The 17,862-nt window shown below is 71.6% G+C and carries 15 protein-coding genes; 8 read left to right on the forward strand and 7 right to left on the reverse strand.

What is annotated here, in order from left to right:
• Positions 1 to 83: 83 nt before the first annotated feature.
• The 5 genes from nirD to ACTWQR_RS12895 all read right to left on the reverse strand — a co-directional run bounded on the left by nirD (position 84) and on the right by ACTWQR_RS12895 (position 5,330).
• Positions 84 to 434: a nitrite reductase small subunit NirD gene (gene nirD, locus ACTWQR_RS12875; protein WP_443227140.1), complete on the reverse strand. Its 351-nt coding sequence runs from the start codon at positions 432 to 434 to the stop codon at positions 84 to 86.
• Positions 431 to 3,052, reverse strand: coding sequence for a nitrite reductase large subunit NirB (gene nirB, locus ACTWQR_RS12880; protein ID WP_443227141.1), 2,622 nt, complete (start codon positions 3,050 to 3,052; stop codon positions 431 to 433). Before nirB ends, nirD begins: the two co-directional genes overlap by 4 nt.
• Positions 3,052 to 4,272: an NAD(P)/FAD-dependent oxidoreductase gene (locus ACTWQR_RS12885; protein ID WP_443227142.1), complete on the reverse strand. Its 1,221-nt coding sequence runs from the start codon at positions 4,270 to 4,272 to the stop codon at positions 3,052 to 3,054. Before ACTWQR_RS12885 ends, nirB begins: the two co-directional genes overlap by 1 nt.
• Positions 4,273 to 4,763: 491 nt before the next feature.
• The gene (locus ACTWQR_RS12890; protein WP_443227143.1) at positions 4,764 to 5,132 is read right to left on the reverse strand and encodes an amphi-Trp domain-containing protein; all 369 of its coding nucleotides are present in this window, start codon (positions 5,130 to 5,132) and stop codon (positions 4,764 to 4,766) included.
• Positions 5,133 to 5,192: 60 nt separating this feature from the next.
• A complete protein-coding gene (locus tag ACTWQR_RS12895; RefSeq protein ID WP_443227144.1) occupies positions 5,193 to 5,330 on the reverse strand; it encodes a DUF7144 family membrane protein in 138 nt (45 codons plus the stop codon).
• A 510-nt stretch (positions 5,331 to 5,840) separates the two neighbouring features.
• Here ACTWQR_RS12895 and ACTWQR_RS12900 point away from each other — a divergent pair.
• The gene (locus ACTWQR_RS12900) at positions 5,841 to 6,167 is read left to right on the forward strand and encodes a carboxymuconolactone decarboxylase family protein (RefSeq protein ID WP_443227145.1); all 327 of its coding nucleotides are present in this window, start codon (positions 5,841 to 5,843) and stop codon (positions 6,165 to 6,167) included.
• A gap of 167 nt (positions 6,168 to 6,334) precedes the next feature.
• On the forward strand, positions 6,335 to 7,771 hold the full coding sequence (locus ACTWQR_RS12905; protein WP_443227146.1) for a DUF2252 domain-containing protein: 1,437 nt from the start codon (positions 6,335 to 6,337) through the stop codon (positions 7,769 to 7,771).
• 191 nt (positions 7,772 to 7,962) lie between these two features.
• On the opposite strand, the gene ACTWQR_RS12910 is transcribed toward ACTWQR_RS12905, so the two are convergent.
• A complete protein-coding gene (locus tag ACTWQR_RS12910) occupies positions 7,963 to 8,943 on the reverse strand; it encodes a hypothetical protein (protein WP_443227147.1) in 981 nt (326 codons plus the stop codon).
• 170 nt (positions 8,944 to 9,113) lie between these two features.
• Here ACTWQR_RS12910 and ACTWQR_RS12915 point away from each other — a divergent pair, with 170 nt between their 5' ends.
• The 4 genes from ACTWQR_RS12915 (at position 9,114) to ACTWQR_RS12930 (ending at position 14,519) form a co-directional block, all read left to right on the forward strand.
• Positions 9,114 to 11,804 carry a LuxR C-terminal-related transcriptional regulator gene (locus ACTWQR_RS12915; RefSeq protein WP_443227148.1) on the forward strand — a complete coding sequence of 897 codons (2,691 nt, stop codon included), beginning with the start codon at positions 9,114 to 9,116 and terminating at the stop codon, positions 11,802 to 11,804.
• A gap of 207 nt (positions 11,805 to 12,011) precedes the next feature.
• Complete coding sequence (locus ACTWQR_RS12920; RefSeq protein ID WP_443227149.1) at positions 12,012 to 13,640, forward strand: MFS transporter; 1,629 nt, start codon at positions 12,012 to 12,014, stop codon at positions 13,638 to 13,640.
• 18 nt (positions 13,641 to 13,658) lie between these two features.
• On the forward strand, positions 13,659 to 14,186 hold the full coding sequence (locus tag ACTWQR_RS12925) for a hypothetical protein (RefSeq protein ID WP_443227150.1): 528 nt from the start codon (positions 13,659 to 13,661) through the stop codon (positions 14,184 to 14,186).
• Positions 14,187 to 14,321: 135 nt separating this feature from the next.
• Positions 14,322 to 14,519: a hypothetical protein gene (locus ACTWQR_RS12930; protein WP_443227187.1), complete on the forward strand. Its 198-nt coding sequence runs from the start codon at positions 14,322 to 14,324 to the stop codon at positions 14,517 to 14,519.
• Between the two features lie 335 nt (positions 14,520 to 14,854).
• Here the strand turns inward: ACTWQR_RS12930 and ACTWQR_RS12935 are convergent, their stop codons facing one another.
• Positions 14,855 to 15,493, reverse strand: coding sequence for a potassium channel family protein (locus ACTWQR_RS12935; protein WP_443227151.1), 639 nt, complete (start codon positions 15,491 to 15,493; stop codon positions 14,855 to 14,857).
• Between the two features lie 222 nt (positions 15,494 to 15,715).
• On the opposite strand from ACTWQR_RS12935, the gene ACTWQR_RS12940 reads away from it, so the two are divergent.
• Positions 15,716 to 16,375, forward strand: a complete 660-nt coding sequence (locus ACTWQR_RS12940) for an HdeD family acid-resistance protein (RefSeq protein ID WP_443227152.1) — start codon at positions 15,716 to 15,718, stop codon at positions 16,373 to 16,375.
• A 136-nt stretch (positions 16,376 to 16,511) separates the two neighbouring features.
• Positions 16,512 to 17,861 carry a hypothetical protein gene (locus ACTWQR_RS12945; RefSeq protein ID WP_443227153.1) on the forward strand — a complete coding sequence of 450 codons (1,350 nt, stop codon included), beginning with the start codon at positions 16,512 to 16,514 and terminating at the stop codon, positions 17,859 to 17,861.
• The last annotated feature ends 1 nt before the right edge of the window (position 17,862 follow it).

Raw genomic sequence — 17,862 nt, forward strand, 5'->3', positions numbered from 1 at the left:
CCGCGGCCTCCGCGCAAACGTCGCACCAGTGTGCGCACGGCGGGCAGCGCCGGCCCCGGCCGGGACAGCTCGCGCGGGCCGCCTTACTGCGCCCGCACCTCGTACGTCGCCACCATCACCGTCTCGTCGTCCAGGCACTGACCCTTCTCCAGGTCGAAGCGCTGCTTCAGGAGCGGCGAGGCGACGAAGGGGCGGCCCTTGTTCGTGCCGATCAGGCCCCGGGAGAGGACGGCGGCGCCGGAGAACGGGTCGCGGTTGTCGATCGCGTACATCCGGCCCGCGCGGTCCAGGAAGAGCGCGACCTGGCGGCCGTCCGGGAGCAGGGCCGCCACGCCGCGGCCGGGAGTCAGCACACTCAGGTCGCAGACGGTGAACCAGCTGTCGTCCAGGCGGAGTTGGACCTTCAGGGCGGTGGTCTCGGGTGCGAGCGTCATCGCTGGGCGCTTCCTTCCAGGGGACGGGTGCCGATGGTCAGCAGCGGCAGGTCGGGCTTGATCTGGTCGCGCTCGGGGACGAAGCCGACGACCGGGTCGGGGGTGTCCGGCGCGTTCACGAAGGAGACGAAGCGGGACAGCTTCTCCGGGTCGTTGATGGTCTCGGCCCACTCGTCGCGGTAGCTCGCGACGTGTGCCGTCATCAGGGACTCCAGCTCCTCGCAGATGCCCAGGGTGTCGTGCACGACGACGTCGCGCACGTGGTCCAGGCCGCCCTCGATCCGCTCCAGCCAGGTGGAGGTGCGCTCCAGCCGGTCGGCCGTGCGGATGTAGAACATCAGGAAGCGGTCGATCAGGCGGATGAGCTCGGCGTCGGAGAGGTCCTGGGCGAGCAGGTCCGCGTGGCGCGGGGTCGCGCCGCCGTTGCCGCCCACGTACAGGTTCCAGCCGTTGGCCGTGGCGATGATGCCGAAGTCCTTCGACTGGGCCTCGGCGCACTCACGGGCGCACCCGGAGACCGCCGACTTGAGCTTGTGCGGGGACCGCAGACCGCGGTAGCGCAGCTCCAGGTCGATCGCCATGCGGACCGAGTCCTGGACGCCGTACCGGCACCAGGTCTGCCCGACGCACGACTTGACCGTCCGCAGCGACTTTCCGTACGCGTGCCCGGACTCGAAGCCCGCGTCCACCAACCGGGCCCAGATGAGGGGGAGTTGCTCGACCCGCGCACCGAACATGTCGATCCGCTGACCGCCCGTGATCTTCGTGTAGAGACCGAAGTCCCTGGCCACCTCGCCGATCACGATGAGCTTCTCGGGAGTGATCTCCCCGCCGGGGATGCGCGGCACGATCGAGTACGAGCCGTTCTTCTGGAGGTTGGCGAGGAAGTGGTCGTTGGTGTCCTGGAGCGAGGCCTGCTCGCCTTCCAGGACATAGCCGTTCGCGCCGATCGTGGGCGCGAGTGAGGCGATGATCGAGCCGACCGCCGGCTTGCAGATCTCGCAGCCGTTGCCGCCGCGCGCGTCCTCGCGGCCGTAGCGGTCGAGGAGCTGCTGGTAGGTGTTGATGCGCAGGGCGAGGACGATCTCGTACAGCTCCTGGCGGGTCTGCGCGAAGCAGCCGCACAGGCCGTGGTCGACCTCGACGCCGCCGGCCTCCAGCTCGTCGTTGAGGAGCTGGCCGAGGACCTTGACGCAACTGCCGCAGCCCGTACCGGCCTTGGTGCACTTCTTGACCTCGGGAACGGAGGTGCAGGAGTGCTCGGTGACCGCGCCGCGGATCGCGCCCTTGGTGACGTTGTGGCAGGAGCAGATGATCGCCTCGTCCGGCAGCGCGGACGGACCGAGCGCGACCGGGGCACCCGAACCGGCCGGCAGGACCAGCTGCTCCGGGGAGACCGGCGGCACCGAGCCGGTGAACGCGCGCAGCGTGCCGTACGCCTCCGCGTCGCCGACCAGGATGCCGCCGAGCAGCTGACCGTCCCGGCCGATGACCAGCTTCTTGTACGTGCCGGAGCGGGAGTCGGAGTAGACGACGTCGAGGCAGTCCTCGGTGGCGCCGTGCGCGTCACCGAAGGAGGCGACGTCGACGCCGAGGAGCTTCAGCTTGGTCGAGAGGTCGGCGCCGGTGAAGCAGGTCTGCTCGTCCTCCTCGTCGGCGGCGATCGTGGCGGCCACCGTCTCGGCCATCTCGTAGCCGGGCGCGACCAGCCCGTACACCCGGCCGTCCGAGGCCAGCGCGCACTCGCCGATCGCGAAGACATGCGGGTCGGAGACCGTGCGGCACTGGTCGTCGACGCTGATCCCCCCGCGCTCGCCCACGGTGAGTCCGCAGTCGCGGGCGAGCGCATCACGGGGGCGTACACCGGCCGAGAACACCACGAGATCCGTGGCGACCTCGGAGCCGTCGGAAAGCTTCATGCCGGTCACGGCGCCGTCGTCGCCGGTGAGGATCTCCTGCGTGCCCGTGCCGGTGTGGACGGTGAGGCCCATGTCCTCGATGGTCCGCAGGAGCGCGGCGCCGCCGCCCTCGTCGACCTGTACGGGCATCAGGCGCGGCGCGAACTCCACGATGTGCGTGCTCAGTCCGAGGCCCTTGAGCGCGCCGGCCGCTTCCAGGCCGAGCAGACCGCCGCCGACCACGGCACCGGTCGTCGCCCGCGCCTTCGCGTACTCCTCGATGGCGAGCAGGTCCTCGATCGTGCGGTAGACGAAGCAGCCCTCGGCGTCCTTGCCGGGGACGGGCGGCACGAAGGGGTACGAGCCGGTGGCGAGGACGAGGGTGTCGTACTCGACGACCAGGCCTGAGCGGGCCGTCACCCTCTTCGCGGCGCGGTCGACCGTCTCCGCCGGGTCACCGACGTGCAGCTCGATCCCGTGGTCCTTGATGAACTCCATGTCCGTCATGGACAGGTCCTCGGGTGTGCGGCCCGAGAAGTACGAGGTCAGCTGCACGCGGTCGTACGCGGGGCGTGGCTCCTCGCACAGCACGACCACGCGGTGCGTGGCGGTCAGGCCGCGCTCGGCGAGCGCTTCGAGGAAGCGCTGGCCGACCATGCCATGGCCGACGAGCACGATCGTGGGGCGGGGGCGGTCCCCAACAATTGCGGTCGCGGACATCAGGAGCCTCCATCGTTGGTAAGCAGGTGGAGCAGCGGTGCGCCGTCAGTGGGGAGCGGCTCTGCTCCCTCCCAGGCGCGCGCGAGCGCGCCGACAGTGCCGAGTTCGCCGACGAGAACCCCGCCGACCAGGCGGTCGTCACGGACGACGACCTTGCGGTAGGTGCCGCGGGTCGCGTCGGTGAGCTGGATGACGTCGTCGCCGGGGCGCGGGGTGTGCTCGCCGAAGGCGGCGAGGTCGAGCGGGATGCCGGAGGGCAGAGTCAGGCGGGTGAGGGCCCGGGTGCCGGTGTATGACTGGGCGTCGTCGTCTCCCGCGAGCAACTCGGCCAGTACGTCGGCCTGTTCGAGGGCGGGAGCGGCGAGACCGTAGACGTTGCCCGCGTGCTGGGCGCAGTCGCCGATCGCCCGGATGTGCGGGTCGGAGGTGCGCAGTTCGTCGTCGACGACGATGCCCTTGCGCACGGCGAGGCCCGCGTCCTGGGCGAGACCCACACGCGGGTGCACACCACAGGCCAGCACCACCAGGTCGGCGTCGAGGGCGTATCCGTCGGCCATCTCGACCGAGCGGACCGCGCCGTCGACGCAGCGTACGTCGCGCACCCGGCACTCGGTGTGCACCTCGACGCCGAGGTCCTTGAGGTGCCGGAGCACCAGCTTGGAGGCCGACGGGTCGAGTTGACGTTCCATCAGCCGCTCGGCCTGCTGGGCCAGCACCACCTGGGCGCCACGCTCGGCGAGCGCGCGGGCGGCCGAGACGCCGAGCAGACCGCCGCCGATGACGACGGCCCGGGCGTCCTGCCGTACGGCCTCGGACAGACCCAGGCAGTCGTCCATGGTCCGGAACGCGTGAACGCCCTCCGGCAGTTCGTGCCGGTCCGGGGTGAAGAGGCCGCGCAGGGGCGGAAGGACCGGGTTCGAACCGGTGGCCAGGACCAGCGTGTCGTATGCGATCACCGAGCCGTCGGCGAGGTGGACCTGGCGTTCCGCGCGGTCGATGCGCACCACGCGGGCGCGGGTCAGCCGCTCGGGTGTCGGAAGCGCGATCACCTCGGGGGCGTAGCGTCCGGCCAGGACCTCGGCGAGCAGGACCCGGTTGTACGGGCTGTGCGCCTCCTCGCCGACGAGCACGGCGTCCATGCCGAGCTCTCCGAGCCGCCGGGCGAGCCGTACGCCCGCGAGCCCGGCGCCGATCACCACCACACGCGTATTCGAGGTCATGACCGCAGCGTGCGTTGCCGGTGTTACCCGGCCGCATCACGACTGTTTCCCGCGGGGAACGCTGCCCTCAGCGGAGCGGGGGCGGGGATGTGAGGGTTTTCGACGGACGGCACGGGGGCGGCGTGAGGTGGGGTCACCCGAACCGTGGGTGTGCAGGTGGCCGTACCTCCGGCTTCCGTGCGGGCACGATCGATCGCGCGACCGGGCCGCGGAACCCCTGAGTGTCGGGTCAGCCGCACACTGTGTTACGCCGCGCACATCAGGGGAGCGAGCCATGGACACAACCCAGAAGCGCGATCCACACTCACACCTGCACACGCTCCGTCCCCGTCCTCGGAGGCCCGGAGGCCCGGAGGCCCGGAGGCCCGGAGGCCCGGAGGCCCGGAGGCCCGGAGGCCCGGAGGCCCGGACGCCGCAGCTGTACGCGCCTGGCCTCGGGACAGTCCGTTGTCTCCACATACGCTGGTGCGGTGCGAGGTCCCCGGCACGGCTCAGGGCTTTTTCGTGCCGGACTGCTTCGCGCCTCTGCCCCTGTTGGTGCTCGTACCGCTGCTCCCTGGCTTTGCGGGCACGCTCCTGCGCGTCGTGGCCTCCTCCGTGCCTGCGGCCGTCCGCGACGGCGCTGTCCCGGTCGGTGCGGTCGGCCACTTGAACTCGATCTCCAGCTCGATCTCCCCACTACCGATCTCGACCTCTATCTCGCTGCGAAGGTCGTCGGGGATCCGCAGGCTCAGCGTTCCGGGGCTGAGTTCCAGTTCGGCCTCCCCACCTTCCCGCAGCGCGTCTGCGAGAGCCGTGAGCTGGTCAGCCGCCTCAAGGCGTGACAGGGAGCGCTTCTGCTCAAACTTGAGGTCCTTCATGGTGTCTCCGATCCGGATACGGCCTGGATGTCGGGCCGCCCCTCGAGGCCATCCCCTGCGTCATTGCTCCGACGGACCGGGAGCGGTGCACAGTGCCCGGATCACGAAGCCATTGATCGCGATCAGGACAACCGCCCAGAACGGCGCGCAGCGAAGCCACAGGAAGTCCGCGAGCATGGCCAGGCCGGCCAGCCCCACGCCGACGACCGTTCGGCCGGTCGGGTTACCTCCAATCTCGTCCTCTCGGGTTCGCTGCGCACGTCGGGGTGCCCGATGGGCGGTTCTCGATGAGCAGTTCGCGAGCCAACTGTGCAGGTCAGGGTGGTGCCGTCGCGTTTGCGGGCAATTAACCGATCACGGCAGCTCGGTTTTTCAGCACCTGCGGAGGACATCCCTTACGGTCATCCGCAAGTCGGCGCCGACGAACTGTGACAGGAAACAGCGTGGCCAGCCGCGCCGCCGGCGCTGGAACGGGCGGGACCTGTCGGCTCGGCCGATGGGCACCGTCACCCCGGATGGCCGGGGCCTCCGTCAGGGCCGGACCCTCCCCGGGCTGCACGCCCGCCGCCATGGCCGCGGCGAACATGAGCGCGCGATGCGCGAGGCCCGGATGGGTTCTACGGTTGAGGGGAGGCCCCACATTTGCGGAACTCGGTTCTTTCCGCCTCACACCCCCTCGGGCTCGAAACTCACCAGGAGGGCATACACATGTCCACTGCATCCGACACCCCTGTCCTGGACACCCTCGCCGCCATGACGGTCGACTCGATCGAGCGATGCGGGCTGGCCCCGGACATGCTCATCCTCACGCGCATCGCGGCACTCGCCGCCTCGGACGCCCCGCCCATCTCCTACGCGGCCCACATCGACCCCGCCATCAGGACCGGCCTGACCGTCGAACAAGTGCAGGACGTACTGGTCGCCATCGCACCCATCGTGGGCACCGCCCGCGTCATGACTGCAGCAGGCAACATCGCCACGGCGTTCGGCATCGCCATCGCCGTCGCCGATGCCCAGATAGAGGCCCAGGGCTGAGAGCAGCCGCCAGAAGCCCAGGGCTGAAAGAAGCCGCCCACCCGGTATCGATGATCCGCGCGGCCGACCTCGGACAGTCGGACAGAAGGCCAAGGAACTGCCCGTCGGGTTCGAAGTGCCCTGTGCCGGGCGTCCCCATGGCCGCAGGACCAGGCAGGAGCGTCCCGATGTCCCAGAGCGCGACCAGCGCGATGCGCGCGGCGCCCCACACCACGCCCGAGGATCGCGCGGCTCTCGGCAAGGAGGCGCGGCGCCGCTCGCCGCGGTCGGGTCACGCCGTGTACAGGCCGTCTTCCAACCGGCCGGACCCGCTGGCGATCCTGGAGGCGCAGTCCGCGGCACGGGTGCCCGAGCTGGTCCCGATCCGCTACGGCCGGATGATGGAGTCCCCGTTCCGCTTCTACCGGGGTGCCGCCGCGATCATGGCGTCCGACCTGGCCGGCAGCCCGCGCTCGGGGCTCACGGCCCAACTGTGCGGGGATGCGCACCTGCTGAACTTCCGTCTTCTCGCCTCGCCTGAGCGGCAGTTGGTGTTCGACATCAACGACTTCGACGAGACGCTGCCGGGGCCCTGGGAGTGGGATGTCAAACGGCTGTCGGCGAGTCTCGTCATCGCGGGCCGGGCGAACGGCTTCGACGACGCCGAGCGCGCCCGCATCGTGAGCTCCACCGTCCGTGCGTACCGCGAGGCGGTGATCCGCTTCGCGGGCGCGGGTAACCTCGACGTCTGGTACGCGAAGATCGACGCGGACCTCCTCGAGTCCCTGGTCGCGAGCCGACTCCACGGAACGAGGCGCGGTCAGAAGAACCTGGCCCGCGCCATGGCCAAGGCCCGCACCCGCGACAGCCTCCAGGCTTTCGACAAGCTCACCGAGACGGTCGACGGCCTGCCCAGGATCGCGGCGGATCCCCCGCTGCTCGTCCCGGCCGGCGACCTGCTGCCGGACGTCGAGCGCAGCGCGCTGGAGCGCCGGTTCCGCGGTCTCATCGAGCGGTACGGCAGCACGCTCGCTTCCGACCGGCGCACGCTCCTGGCGGACTACCGTCTGGCGGACGTGGCACGCAAGGTGGTCGGCGTCGGCAGTGTCGGCACTCGATGCTGGATCTTTCTCCTGCTCGGCCGGGACGGCCAGGACCCGCTCTTCCTCCAGGCCAAGGAGGCCGACGCCTCCGTGCTCGCCGCACACGTCGGCGCGAGCCGGTACCGCAACCAGGGCGAGCGCGTGGTCTCGGGCCAGCGGTTGATGCAGGCCGCGAGCGACATCTTCCTCGGCTGGGAGCGGGTGGACGGGATCGACGGCAAGCAGCGCGACTTCTACGTCCGCCAGCTACGCGACTGGAAGGGCATCGCCATGCCGGAGAGGATGCGGCCGAAGGACATGCGGGCGTTCGGCGAACTGTGCGGGGTCACGCTGGCTCGCGCGCACGCGCGGTCCGGCGACCGCATCGCGATCGCCGCGTACCTGGGCGGCGGCGACTCGTTCGACCGCGCACTCGCCACCTTCGCGGAGGCGTACGCCGACCAGAACGAGCGTGACCACCAGGCCCTGGTCGACGCGGTGCGCGCGGGCCGGTTCCCAGCGGAGGAGCTGCCGGCAGCCTGACCCGGGAGAGGACACCCGGCTCGCCCCGAACGCGTAAGTACGGGCCTTCCGCTACTCCAGCGAGGGCCGCTCGCGGTCGTTGTACTTCAGCACCAAGGTTCAGCACGAAGGCGGACGCCCTGCGTGCGCTCCACCCGGATGCCGAGTACCTCGCCGAAGTGGGGGACCGGCGTTCCGGGGTGGGCTCCGCGTCAACTGCTGGAGGACGGTCGAAGGCGTCGGTGGCGGCGCCAGTACCAGAGCGCGCCGACCGCGCCGGACGCCGTGGCCAGGGTGATGCCGAGGACCGGCCAGCGGCTGTCGGCGATGCGCAGGCCGGTCAGGAAGGTCAGGGCGGTCAGGACGAGCGGCACGAGGAGGGAGAGGAGCGCGCGGAGTGCGGCCGCCAGGACTTCCGGTTCGGGGCGGGAGGTCCCATGACGCGGGGCGGGTGCCGTGTCGAAGTAGTGGGCGAGGACGCGGTCTGCCAGGCGGGCGTCGGCGCGCTGGTAGGTCACCGCCATGTACGGGAGCCAGACGAGGGGGGCGACCAGTCCGACCAGGAAGACCACGCCGAGGAGCAGCCACCGCCAGGCCTGGACGGCGACCCGACGTACGCGCCGGCCCGCGGCCCGACTCTCGTCGCCTGGCGCGAGCACGCCGAGGAGGTGGGCCATGCGCAGGGTGACCTCCCACAGGGCCACCCATCGCTTCCAGCGGGCGGGTGCGTCGGCGGCGCGTCCGGTGCGGGCGAGTGCGTCCTGAGCCTGCCGGGTGTCCTCGTACACGCCCTGGAGGACGAGGAGTTCGCCGGCGCGAGCGCTCGCCGTGGGGTCGCGGCCGTCGAGGGCGGCCAGCTCCAGGACCGTACGTGCCTGGCGGAGCAGCGCCGCGCAGAACGCGACGGGAATGAGCACGAGGAACGGGCCGCCCACGAGGGATCCCTCCGATACGACGGTCCGTCGGCCGCGAGCGACCACCCGAGCCCGGAGTTCCGCCTCGGTGTCGTTGGGGTGGTCCCGCCGAAGCGAGGCGATTGCTTCTGGCACGGCCGGACCGACGCGGCGGACGGCGAAGTCGGCGAGGCGTTCGGGGAGGTGCCCGGGATCGGTGACGACCGACGCCAGCAGCGAGCGTTCAGCGGAGGGCTCCTTGCGGGAACCCGCCGTGTTCGGATTCTCCCGGTGCGGCACGAATCGTATCTATCATAAATAGCCTTAATTAGGACGAATAATCAATTTTCCTACCTTTCATCCCACCTGTCGGCCCCTGTGCGCCGTGCGCAGGGGCAGGCGGGCTGGGATGCTGGGGTGAAGAGGTGCAGCCCATGACCTGACCTTGACGGACAGCGGTGGTGAGCCCTGTGGCAGAGACCGACGAGAACGCTCCAGGGCTGACCGGTCCCACCGTTCCGTGCACCGATCCACTGGGGGACCCGTTTCTGCGCACCCGGATCGTGCTGCCGACGAGGCCCGCCACGTACCTGCGGCGGCAGCGGCTCGTCGACCACCTCGACCAAGCTCTCCGGACACCGCTGACCCTGCTCAACGGTGCCGCCGGTGCGGGCAAGACCCTGCTGGCCGCCGACTGGGCCGCCGGCCTGCGGCAGCCCGTCGCCTGGCTCACCGTTGAAGCGGGCGACCGGCGTCCCGGGGTGTTCTGGGCGTACGTCATTCAGGCCCTGCGCGCCTGCGGTGCGCCCGCCTCCGACGCGGTCGGGGCCCCCGCGGATGCGACCGGGGTGGACCAAAGGCTGCTGGCGGCGCTCGCCGCCGAGCTGAACGATCGCGACCGGCCCGTGGTCCTCGTGCTCGACGAGTACGACCGCGTGACCGCTCCGGAGGTCGCGGAGCAGCTGGAGTTCGTCCTGCACCACGCCGGGCGGGGGCTGCGCCTGGTCCTCGTCACCCGCACCGAACCGCTGCTTCCGTTGCACCGTTACCGGGCGGCCGACGAGCTGACGGAGATCCGCGCCGCCGAGCTGGCGTTCACCCCCGAGGAGGCCGCCGCACTGCTGGAGCTGCACGGTCTGAGCCTTCCGGTCCCTGCCGCGCGCGCCCTGGTGGACCGCACCCGGGGCTGGGCCGCCGGCTTGCGCCTGTCCGCCCTGGCCGCTCTGGAGAGCGCCGACCCGGAGCTCTACCTGAAGGAGTTCGAGGCGGACAGCAGTACGGTCGCGGACTTCCTGCTGGCCGAGGTCCTCAGAGGACAGCCGGAGGAGACACAGGACCTTCTGCTGCGCGTGAGCGTCCTGGAGCGTTTCTGTCCCGGTCTGGCCAACGCGCTGACCCTCCGGACCGATGCCGGGCCCATTCTCGCCGGGCTGTACCGCGGCAACGCGTTCGTCGAGCACCTCGGGCACTCGTGGTACCAGCTCCACCCGCTGTTCGGGGAGATACTCCGGGCCCATCTGCGCGAGCGCCTGCCCGGCCTGGAGCCGGAACTCCACCGGCGGGCCGCGCGGTGGCTGCGTCGTTCCGGATTCCTGCCGGAGACGCTCGCTCACGGCGCCGCCGCGGGCGACTGGGATTTCGCCGCCGGCGCCCTCGTCGACGACCTGGCGATCGGACAGCTCTTCACCGGCCTGCGCTCGGGTGACCTGACCGACTTGTTCTCCCACATGGGGCCCGAGGCCAGGAGTCCGGCGACAGACCTCGTGCGCGCGGCCCGCGACCTGTCCCGGTACAACCTTGACCGCGGACTGACCCGCCTGCGCCAGGCCGAGGAGCATCTGGCCGACGACGCGCCCGACGACGCGCCCGAAGCGGCGGCCGTCCAGCTGAGCTGTGCGCTGCTCGAGGCACTGGCCGCCCGGCTGACCGGATGTCCCTCACGGGCCGAAAGAGCCGCCGAAGCGGCCGATGAACTGCGGCAGGAAGTCCCGGTACACCTCCTGGACAAGCATCCCGAACTCACCGCCCTCCTGCTGACCCATCTGGGATCGGCCCGCCTGTGGGCCGGGCACTTCGAGGACGCGCGCACCGCCCTGACCACGGCAGCCGGCGCTCCCGGCGGGGCCTCCACCGTGCTGCCCCGGGAGGACTCGATGGAGCACCTGGCCCTGCTCGACTATCTGAGCGGCTGGCCCGGCCGGGCGGAGCGCAAGGCCCTGGCGGCGGTGCCCGAGGCGGAGCGGGTCGGTCTGCCCCAGCCGTCCGGCTCCGGCATCGGGCAGCTGGTCCTGGCCGCCGTGGCCGTCGATCGCCATGAGCTGGGCCGGGCCCAAGCCCTCATCGACGAGGCGGCCCGGCCCTCATCGGGAACGCGTGATCCGGTGATAGCCGCGGGACGAGCTCTCGCCACGGCTCGCCTCCTGCTGGTGAAGGGCAGGGCACGAGCCGCCGTCGAGGCAGCGAACCCGGCCGTCTCCGCGGCCGTGGCCTCCCCCTGGGCGGCAAGCCATGAAGCGCTCGTCACCTCCGCCGCTCACCTGGCCGAAGGACGGCCGGACAGAGCGGCCGAGGTGCTCCAGAGCGTGTCCGGCGACCAGCCGGCGTGTGCCGTGGAGGCCGCGGCGATCCAGGTCGCCGCAGGCCGTACCGGGGCGGCCATCGACCTGCTCGACAGCATTCGCACCGGGGGCCGGGCCGGGCCGGCGGTGACCGTGAGGGCAGCGCTGGTGAGGGCACAGGCCGCGGAGGGGGCGGGAGACACCGCCACCGCCCGTAGGCTCGTCGCGCATGCGCTCCTCGACGCTCGGCGGGAGCGGCTGCGACGTCCGTTCCTCGATGCGGGAGCGTGGATCCGGCCCCTCCTGGCCACGCCTCCGCTCCACGAGCTGGCAGCGGGCTGGCTCACACCCGGCCTGCCGCGACACGGTGAGCAACCCCGGCCGGAGTCGCTGTCCCCGCCGCTCGTCGCGGTGGAGCTGAGCGGACGCGAGCGTGACGTTCTGGAGCGGCTGGCGCGGATGATGTCGACGGAGGAGGTCGCCGCCGACCTCTACGTGTCGGTGAACACGGTGAAGACCCACCTCAAGAGCGTCTACCGGAAGCTGGCGGTGAACCGGCGAGGCGACGCGGTGCGCCGCGCGCGCGAACTCCGGCTGCTGTGAACGCGCGTCGGTAAGAGGGTTCGGCGCCCGCGCTCCCCACCGGTCGGACATCACGGGTGTGCAGCCTTCCCCCGTGGCGGGTGAGGCACGAGGCGCGTACTTCGGATGCGATGGGCGGGAGCGGCGGGGCGTGTGCGGGCCACTGCCCGGCCGACTCCGCCTGTGTACCGGCCGACCTGGCGAGATGGACAGTGTGAGGTGGACAGCGTGAAGCACTGGCGGGCTCTGATCGTCCTCGGTACGGCCCAGTTCCTCATGGTCCTGGACACCGCGGTCATGAACGTGTCCATCAGTCAGCTGGTCGAGGACTTCGACACGGAGGTCACCGCCATCCAGGCCGTCATCACTCTGTACGCGCTGGTCATGGCGGCCTTCATGATCATCGGCGGCAGGTTCGGCGACATCCTGGGGCGTCGCCGCATGTTCCTGCTCGGGCTGGTCGTCTACGGCGTGGGGTCGGCCCTGACCGCCGTGGCACCCACTCTGTGGGTTCTCACGCTGGGCTGGTCCGTCATCGAGGGACTGGGCGCCGCCATGGTGCTGCCGGCCATGGCCGCCCTCGTCGCGGAGTCGTATCGCGGGAAGGACCGGGCCGTCGCCTACGCGGTCATCGGCGGGCTCGCCGGCGCCGGGATCGCGGTCGGCCCGCTGCTGGGCGGCTGGGTGACGACGTACCTGACCTGGCGGCTGGTCTTCGCCGGCGAGGTCGTGGTCGTCGTGGCCGTCCTGCTGTGCCGCCGGGTGATCGTGGAGTCACCCCGGACCGGCCCGCGCCCCCGACTGGACGCGGTCGGTGCGGTGCTCTCGGCGGCCGGACTGGGGCTGGGCGTGCTCGGGGTGCTGCAGAGCAGCACCTGGGGATGGGTGCAGCCCCGCAACCCTCCCTTCACCGTCCTCGGCTTCGCCCCGACGCTGTTCGTCGTCGGGGCCGGGGTGGCCGTCCTGGCCCTCTTCCGGCACTGGGAGCGACGGCGGGAGCACCAGGGCGCCGACCCCCTCGTGCACCTGTCCCTACTGGGCAGGCCCGTGCTGCGGTCCGGCCTGATGACGCTGCTGAGCCAGAACCTCATCCTGCTGGGGCTGTTCTTCACCATCCCGCTGTACTTGCAGGTGGTTCAGGGGTTCGACGCCTTCGAGACGGGGCTGCGCCTGCTGCCCGTGTCCGCCACCATGCTGGTGACCTCTCTTTCCGCGTCCTCGCTGGGACGGGTGTGGGGACCGCGCAGGGTGGTCCGGCTGGCCCTGGCGATCCTGGCGGCGGCCATCGTCTGGCTGCTGACCACCATCGACCCGGTCATCGACGACGCGCAGTTCGCCGGAGCCATGGCCCTGCTGGGTGTGGGCGTCGGCCTGCTCGCCTCGCAGCTGGGCAACGTCGTCCAGTCCGGCGTCGGCGCGGAGGAACGCAGTGAGGCCGGAGGACTCCAGTTCACGGCACAGAATCTGGGCTCCGCGCTGGGCACCGCGCTCATCGGGTCGATCCTCATCGGTGCGCTCGCCCACGCCTTCACCACACAGGTGGCGGACAACCCGCAGCTGTCCGAAGAGACCCAGGAGCAGGTCGGTGTCGCCCTCCAGGCGGGGGTCACCTTCGTCTCCACCGATCAGGTGCGCTCGGCGGCCGACCGTGCCGGGTTGCCGCCGTCCGAGGTCGACGCCGTCGCCGACTCCTACGCCTCCGCGCAGCTGGACGGCCTGAAGGCGGCGATCCTGGCCACCGGCGGCATCGCTCTCGCAAGTCTCCTGGTCACACCGCACCTGCCGACCGCCCGGGACAGCCGTCCGCGGCAACCGGGCGCCGACTCTCCGGCCGGAGCGACCGGATCGACGCGCTGAGTCCGGAGGGAGTCACCAGTGTCCAGGACCAGGGGCGGCCCGGCCACGGCCCGCGGGGAGCGTCGTGCCGAGCGCCGAGACCGCGCGGACTACACGGGCGGAGTCTACGGATCCATGCTCGCGGCCTCCGTGGTGATCGGCGCCGGCTCCCTGGGCTCGTTCCCCCGCACCGAGCTGGTGTTGCTGCTGTTGCTCACCGGCGTGGTGTTCTGGATCGCGCACGTGCATGCCCAGTTGTTCGGGGCGCGCCTGGCGCAACAAGCTCTGGACCGCCGGGTCGTGCTGCAGGTGTGCCGTGACGAGTGGCCGATCGTCAAGGCCGCCGTCCCGCCGGCCACCGCGGTGGCCGTCAGCCCGCTCCTGGGCCTCGACGTGCGAGGTGCCCTCTGGCTGGCGCTCTCCATCGCCGTGGCCGGCCAGGTGGGCTGGTCCGTGGCCGCGGCACGCCGCGCCGGTGCCTCGCGGCGGCTTGTTGCCGCCACCGCATCGGTCAACCTGCTGCTCGGTCTGCTGATCACCTCTTTCAAGATCGTTCTCAAGCACTGAAACGTGTTGATCCGGGGGTCCGTTTCCGGGCCACGGGTCACCTGTACCGGGTGAGGCCCGAAGGGACGCGGCGGTGCACGATCGCAGGGAGGGGCGCCGTCCGCCTGTCCCACGCAGTCCATGGGAGGACAGCTCGTGCGCTACGAGATCCGAGTCGAGGGACACCTGTCGGAGACGCTGACCAAAGCCTTTCCGGAGCTGGGCCACGTGGTGATGTCCGGCCAGACCGTCCTGTTCGGCCCCGTCGTGGACGAAGCGCATCTGTACGGGCTGCTGGCACGCTGCCAGTCACTGGGACTGCGTGTCGTGGAGATGCGACAGCTGCCGGAGTGATGGGACCCGGGCGGTGTGCGGCACCGGATCGCCCGGAGGGCCATGAGCGAGCACCGGCCGGCCCGCTGGACGGCAAACCGTGCACATGCCCTGATGACGGCGACGGCGACTCGAGCATGCGGACGCAGTGGAACTCGAGCATGCGGACGCAGTGGATCGGCACCAACTCCGGTACATGATCGGTCGACTGACGCTCTATCACCCCGACGGGTCGGATCGCCGCCGCGCCGTCTCGTACCAGCCGTGGCACGAACGCGACGCGCGTCTGCGCGCATTCCCGCCGTACGCCGCTCGCTCGGCCGGTGCCAGGGACGCGGTGAAAGCGCTGGGTACGGTCATGGTCCGGCCTCCCGGTCCGGCGTCCCGGCGTCGGTACCGGGACGCGGCTGAGCCGACGGCCCTCGGCGCTGTCGGCGCAGCCCCGCCTGGACCGCGCTCGCCAGCACCCGTGCGGCCACGCCCACGAGCAGCAGCCCTCCAGCCATCTGCAGCATCGTCAGCACGCGCCCGGCCTGGGAGCGTGCCGTGATGTCCCCGAAGCCGACGGTGCTGAACGTGGTCAGAGTGAAGTACAAGGCGTCCGTCCTGGTCAGCGGCTCGCTGAAGGAGCCCGGGGCGGAGCGGTCCAGCAGGTAGTAGGCGCCGGCGAAGAGGACGAGGAACAGAACCAGCGTGGCGGCCAGGGCCTCGACAGCCTTCAGGCGCGGGTGGGGTGAGCGCGCGATGGCCCGCACCTCCCACCCGAACACCAGCAGCACCGCGACCAGGCCGCACACGAGCAGCGCCGACGCACGAGCCGTACCGCGCTCGTCCAGGGGCAGCAGGTAGTAGGCGGTGACGAGGCCGACGGCGATGAACACGGCGCGGGTGACGGCGACGGCCACCGCCCACCGGCGGGGGCGGAGCCGCCGGTGCGGGTGCGCGTCCGGCCAGGACCGGGTGCGGTCCGTCCGGGCAGTGCGCGGATCGCTCATCTCGTGTCTCTTCGTTCCGTCCGGCCGGAAGGCCGGTGGGCAGGCGCCCGGAGATTCCCACCCTCACCGCCACGGCGGCGTCGCCGGATCACCCGTGGCGGGTGACCCCGGCACCCGGCGACAGGCATGACCCTGAAGCGGTCAGGTCCTCGCACACCACCCCCTCATACACCGCCCCGTCGGCGGTCCGGAAACGACCGCTCGATCACGCGAGGAGGAGCCATGACCATGTCGCGTGGTCCGGCATCGCGCACCGGACAGGAACACGAGCCCGACGGGGCGGCCCCCGGTCCGATGGACGACCCCGCGCAGGCACTGGCGCGGCTCGGCCGTTCATGGACCTGGCTCCTGGCCTCGGCCGTCGCGACGCTGGTGCTGGGCGTCCTCGTACTGGTCTGGCCGGAGGCGACGCTGCACGTCCTGGCGGTCCTCATCGGCCTGTACCTGCTGGTGACCGGGGCGTTCCGGTTCGTGGACGTCTTCGCGCGCGAGGGGCACGAACGACTCCCGGGGCTGCTCCTGGCCGTGCTGTACGTCCTCGCCGGGGTGCTGTGCCTACGGAACCCACTGCAGACGATCGCCGCGCTCTCACTGATCGTCGGGGTCGTCTGGCTGGTGTCCGGCATCCTCACCCTCTACACGGCCCTCGCCGCCGCGGACCTGCCGCACCGTGGCGTCGTGCTGGGCGCCGCGGTGCTCGGCATCGTCGCCGGGATCGTGGTGCTCGCGCTGCCGGCCGAGTCCGCCCGCGCCCTGACCCGGCTGCTCGGTCTGTGGCTCGTCCTGCTCGGCCTGGGCGAGGCGGTGGTCGCCCTCGCGTGGCGAGCCGCGCTCCGAAAGACGCATCCCACGCGGCCGGACACCCCCGCCGAGATGGCCTGACACCGCACCCGCCGCTCCGGCGCGCGCGACAAACGTGGCGGCACCGGCGCACCGGGCCCGTGCGGTCGCCCCACCACGGTCACCCCGACCGGCTGCCTTCGCGGCCGGGGCGGCGCACACACGGAAAGGAGCACCCATGAACCCGGCCGCGACCCCGGATCCGCCGGACTCCGGCGGAGCCTCACACCGGAAACACGTCATGACCGCCGAGGAGCGAGCGGAATACGAGCGACTGCGCCGTCATGCCGCGGTGCGCCACCGGCGGGTACGCCAGGCCGGCTCCTCGGTTCTCCTCCTGCTGGCCCTGCTGCTCGCGCCCCTGGCCGTCGTCGCGGCCTGGGTCCAGGACACGGTCTCCGACACCGACAGGTACGTGGAGACCGTCGCGCCGCTGGCGTCCGAGCCGCCCGTCCAGGAGGTTGTGATCAACCGGCTCACGGACCGCGTGGTGGCCAACGTGGACGTCAAAGCGGTGACGGACTCGCTCACCAGGGTCCTCCAGGACGCCGGGGCACCACCCCGCGTCGTGGCGGGGGCCGAGTCCCTCGAGGGTCCGCTGCGCAGCGCGGTCAGGAGCGTAGTGGACCGCACCGTGACCCGCGTGATCACCAGCGATGCCTTCCAGCAGGTGTGGGAGGGCGCCAACCGGCGGTCGCACGCCGCGGTGGTGAACATGCTCACCGGAGAGGGCGAGGGTGCCGTGCGCGCCGAGGGCGACACCGTCCAACTGGACGTGGGAGAGGTCGTCAGCGAAGTACGGGAGCGGCTCGTCGACGCGGGGTTCGACAAGGCCGCCGCCATCCCGGACACCGACCGGACCATCACGCTGTTCCACACCGAGGAACTGGGCAAGGCGCAGGACACGATGCGGCTGCTGGACATTCTCGGCACCTGGCTGCCCGTCCTGACCGTCGTACTCGCCGCGCTCGCCGTGTGGACCGCTCCGGCACACCGGGTGATGCTGATGATCACCGCGACGGGTGTCGGCGTGATGATGGTGGTGCTGCTCGTCGCGCTGGCCGTGGTCCGACGGGTCTATCTGGACTCGATCCCGCCCACGACGCTGCCCACCGACGCGGCGGCGGCGATCTACGACACGTTCGTCCGGTTCCTGCGCGACAGCACGCGCACCCTGCTGATCGTCGCGGTGATCACGGCACTGGTGGCGTACCTGTACGGTCCCGGACGTCCCGCCCGCGCCGTCCGCACGGCGACGAACAGGGGCACGACGGCCGCCGGCCGGGGGCTGCGACACGCCGGAGTGCGCACCGGGTCCACCGGACGCTGGCTGGCGGGCCACCGGGCATGGACCACCGGTGGCGTCATCGCGGCCGGAGCGCTGGCTCTGGTGCTCTGGAACCACCCATCGGTCGGAGGGGTGGCGCTCGTTCTGGGCATCGCCGTGGCCGTCCTGATCGTGGTGGCGGCCCTCGCGGCCGCCGCGGGCCCGACCGCCGGGCATGAGGACCGGGCGGCGGTCCCGTGAG

This window comes from Streptomyces sp. 2A115 (assembly GCF_052245575.1).
GTDB lineage: Bacteria > Actinomycetota > Actinomycetes > Streptomycetales > Streptomycetaceae > Streptomyces.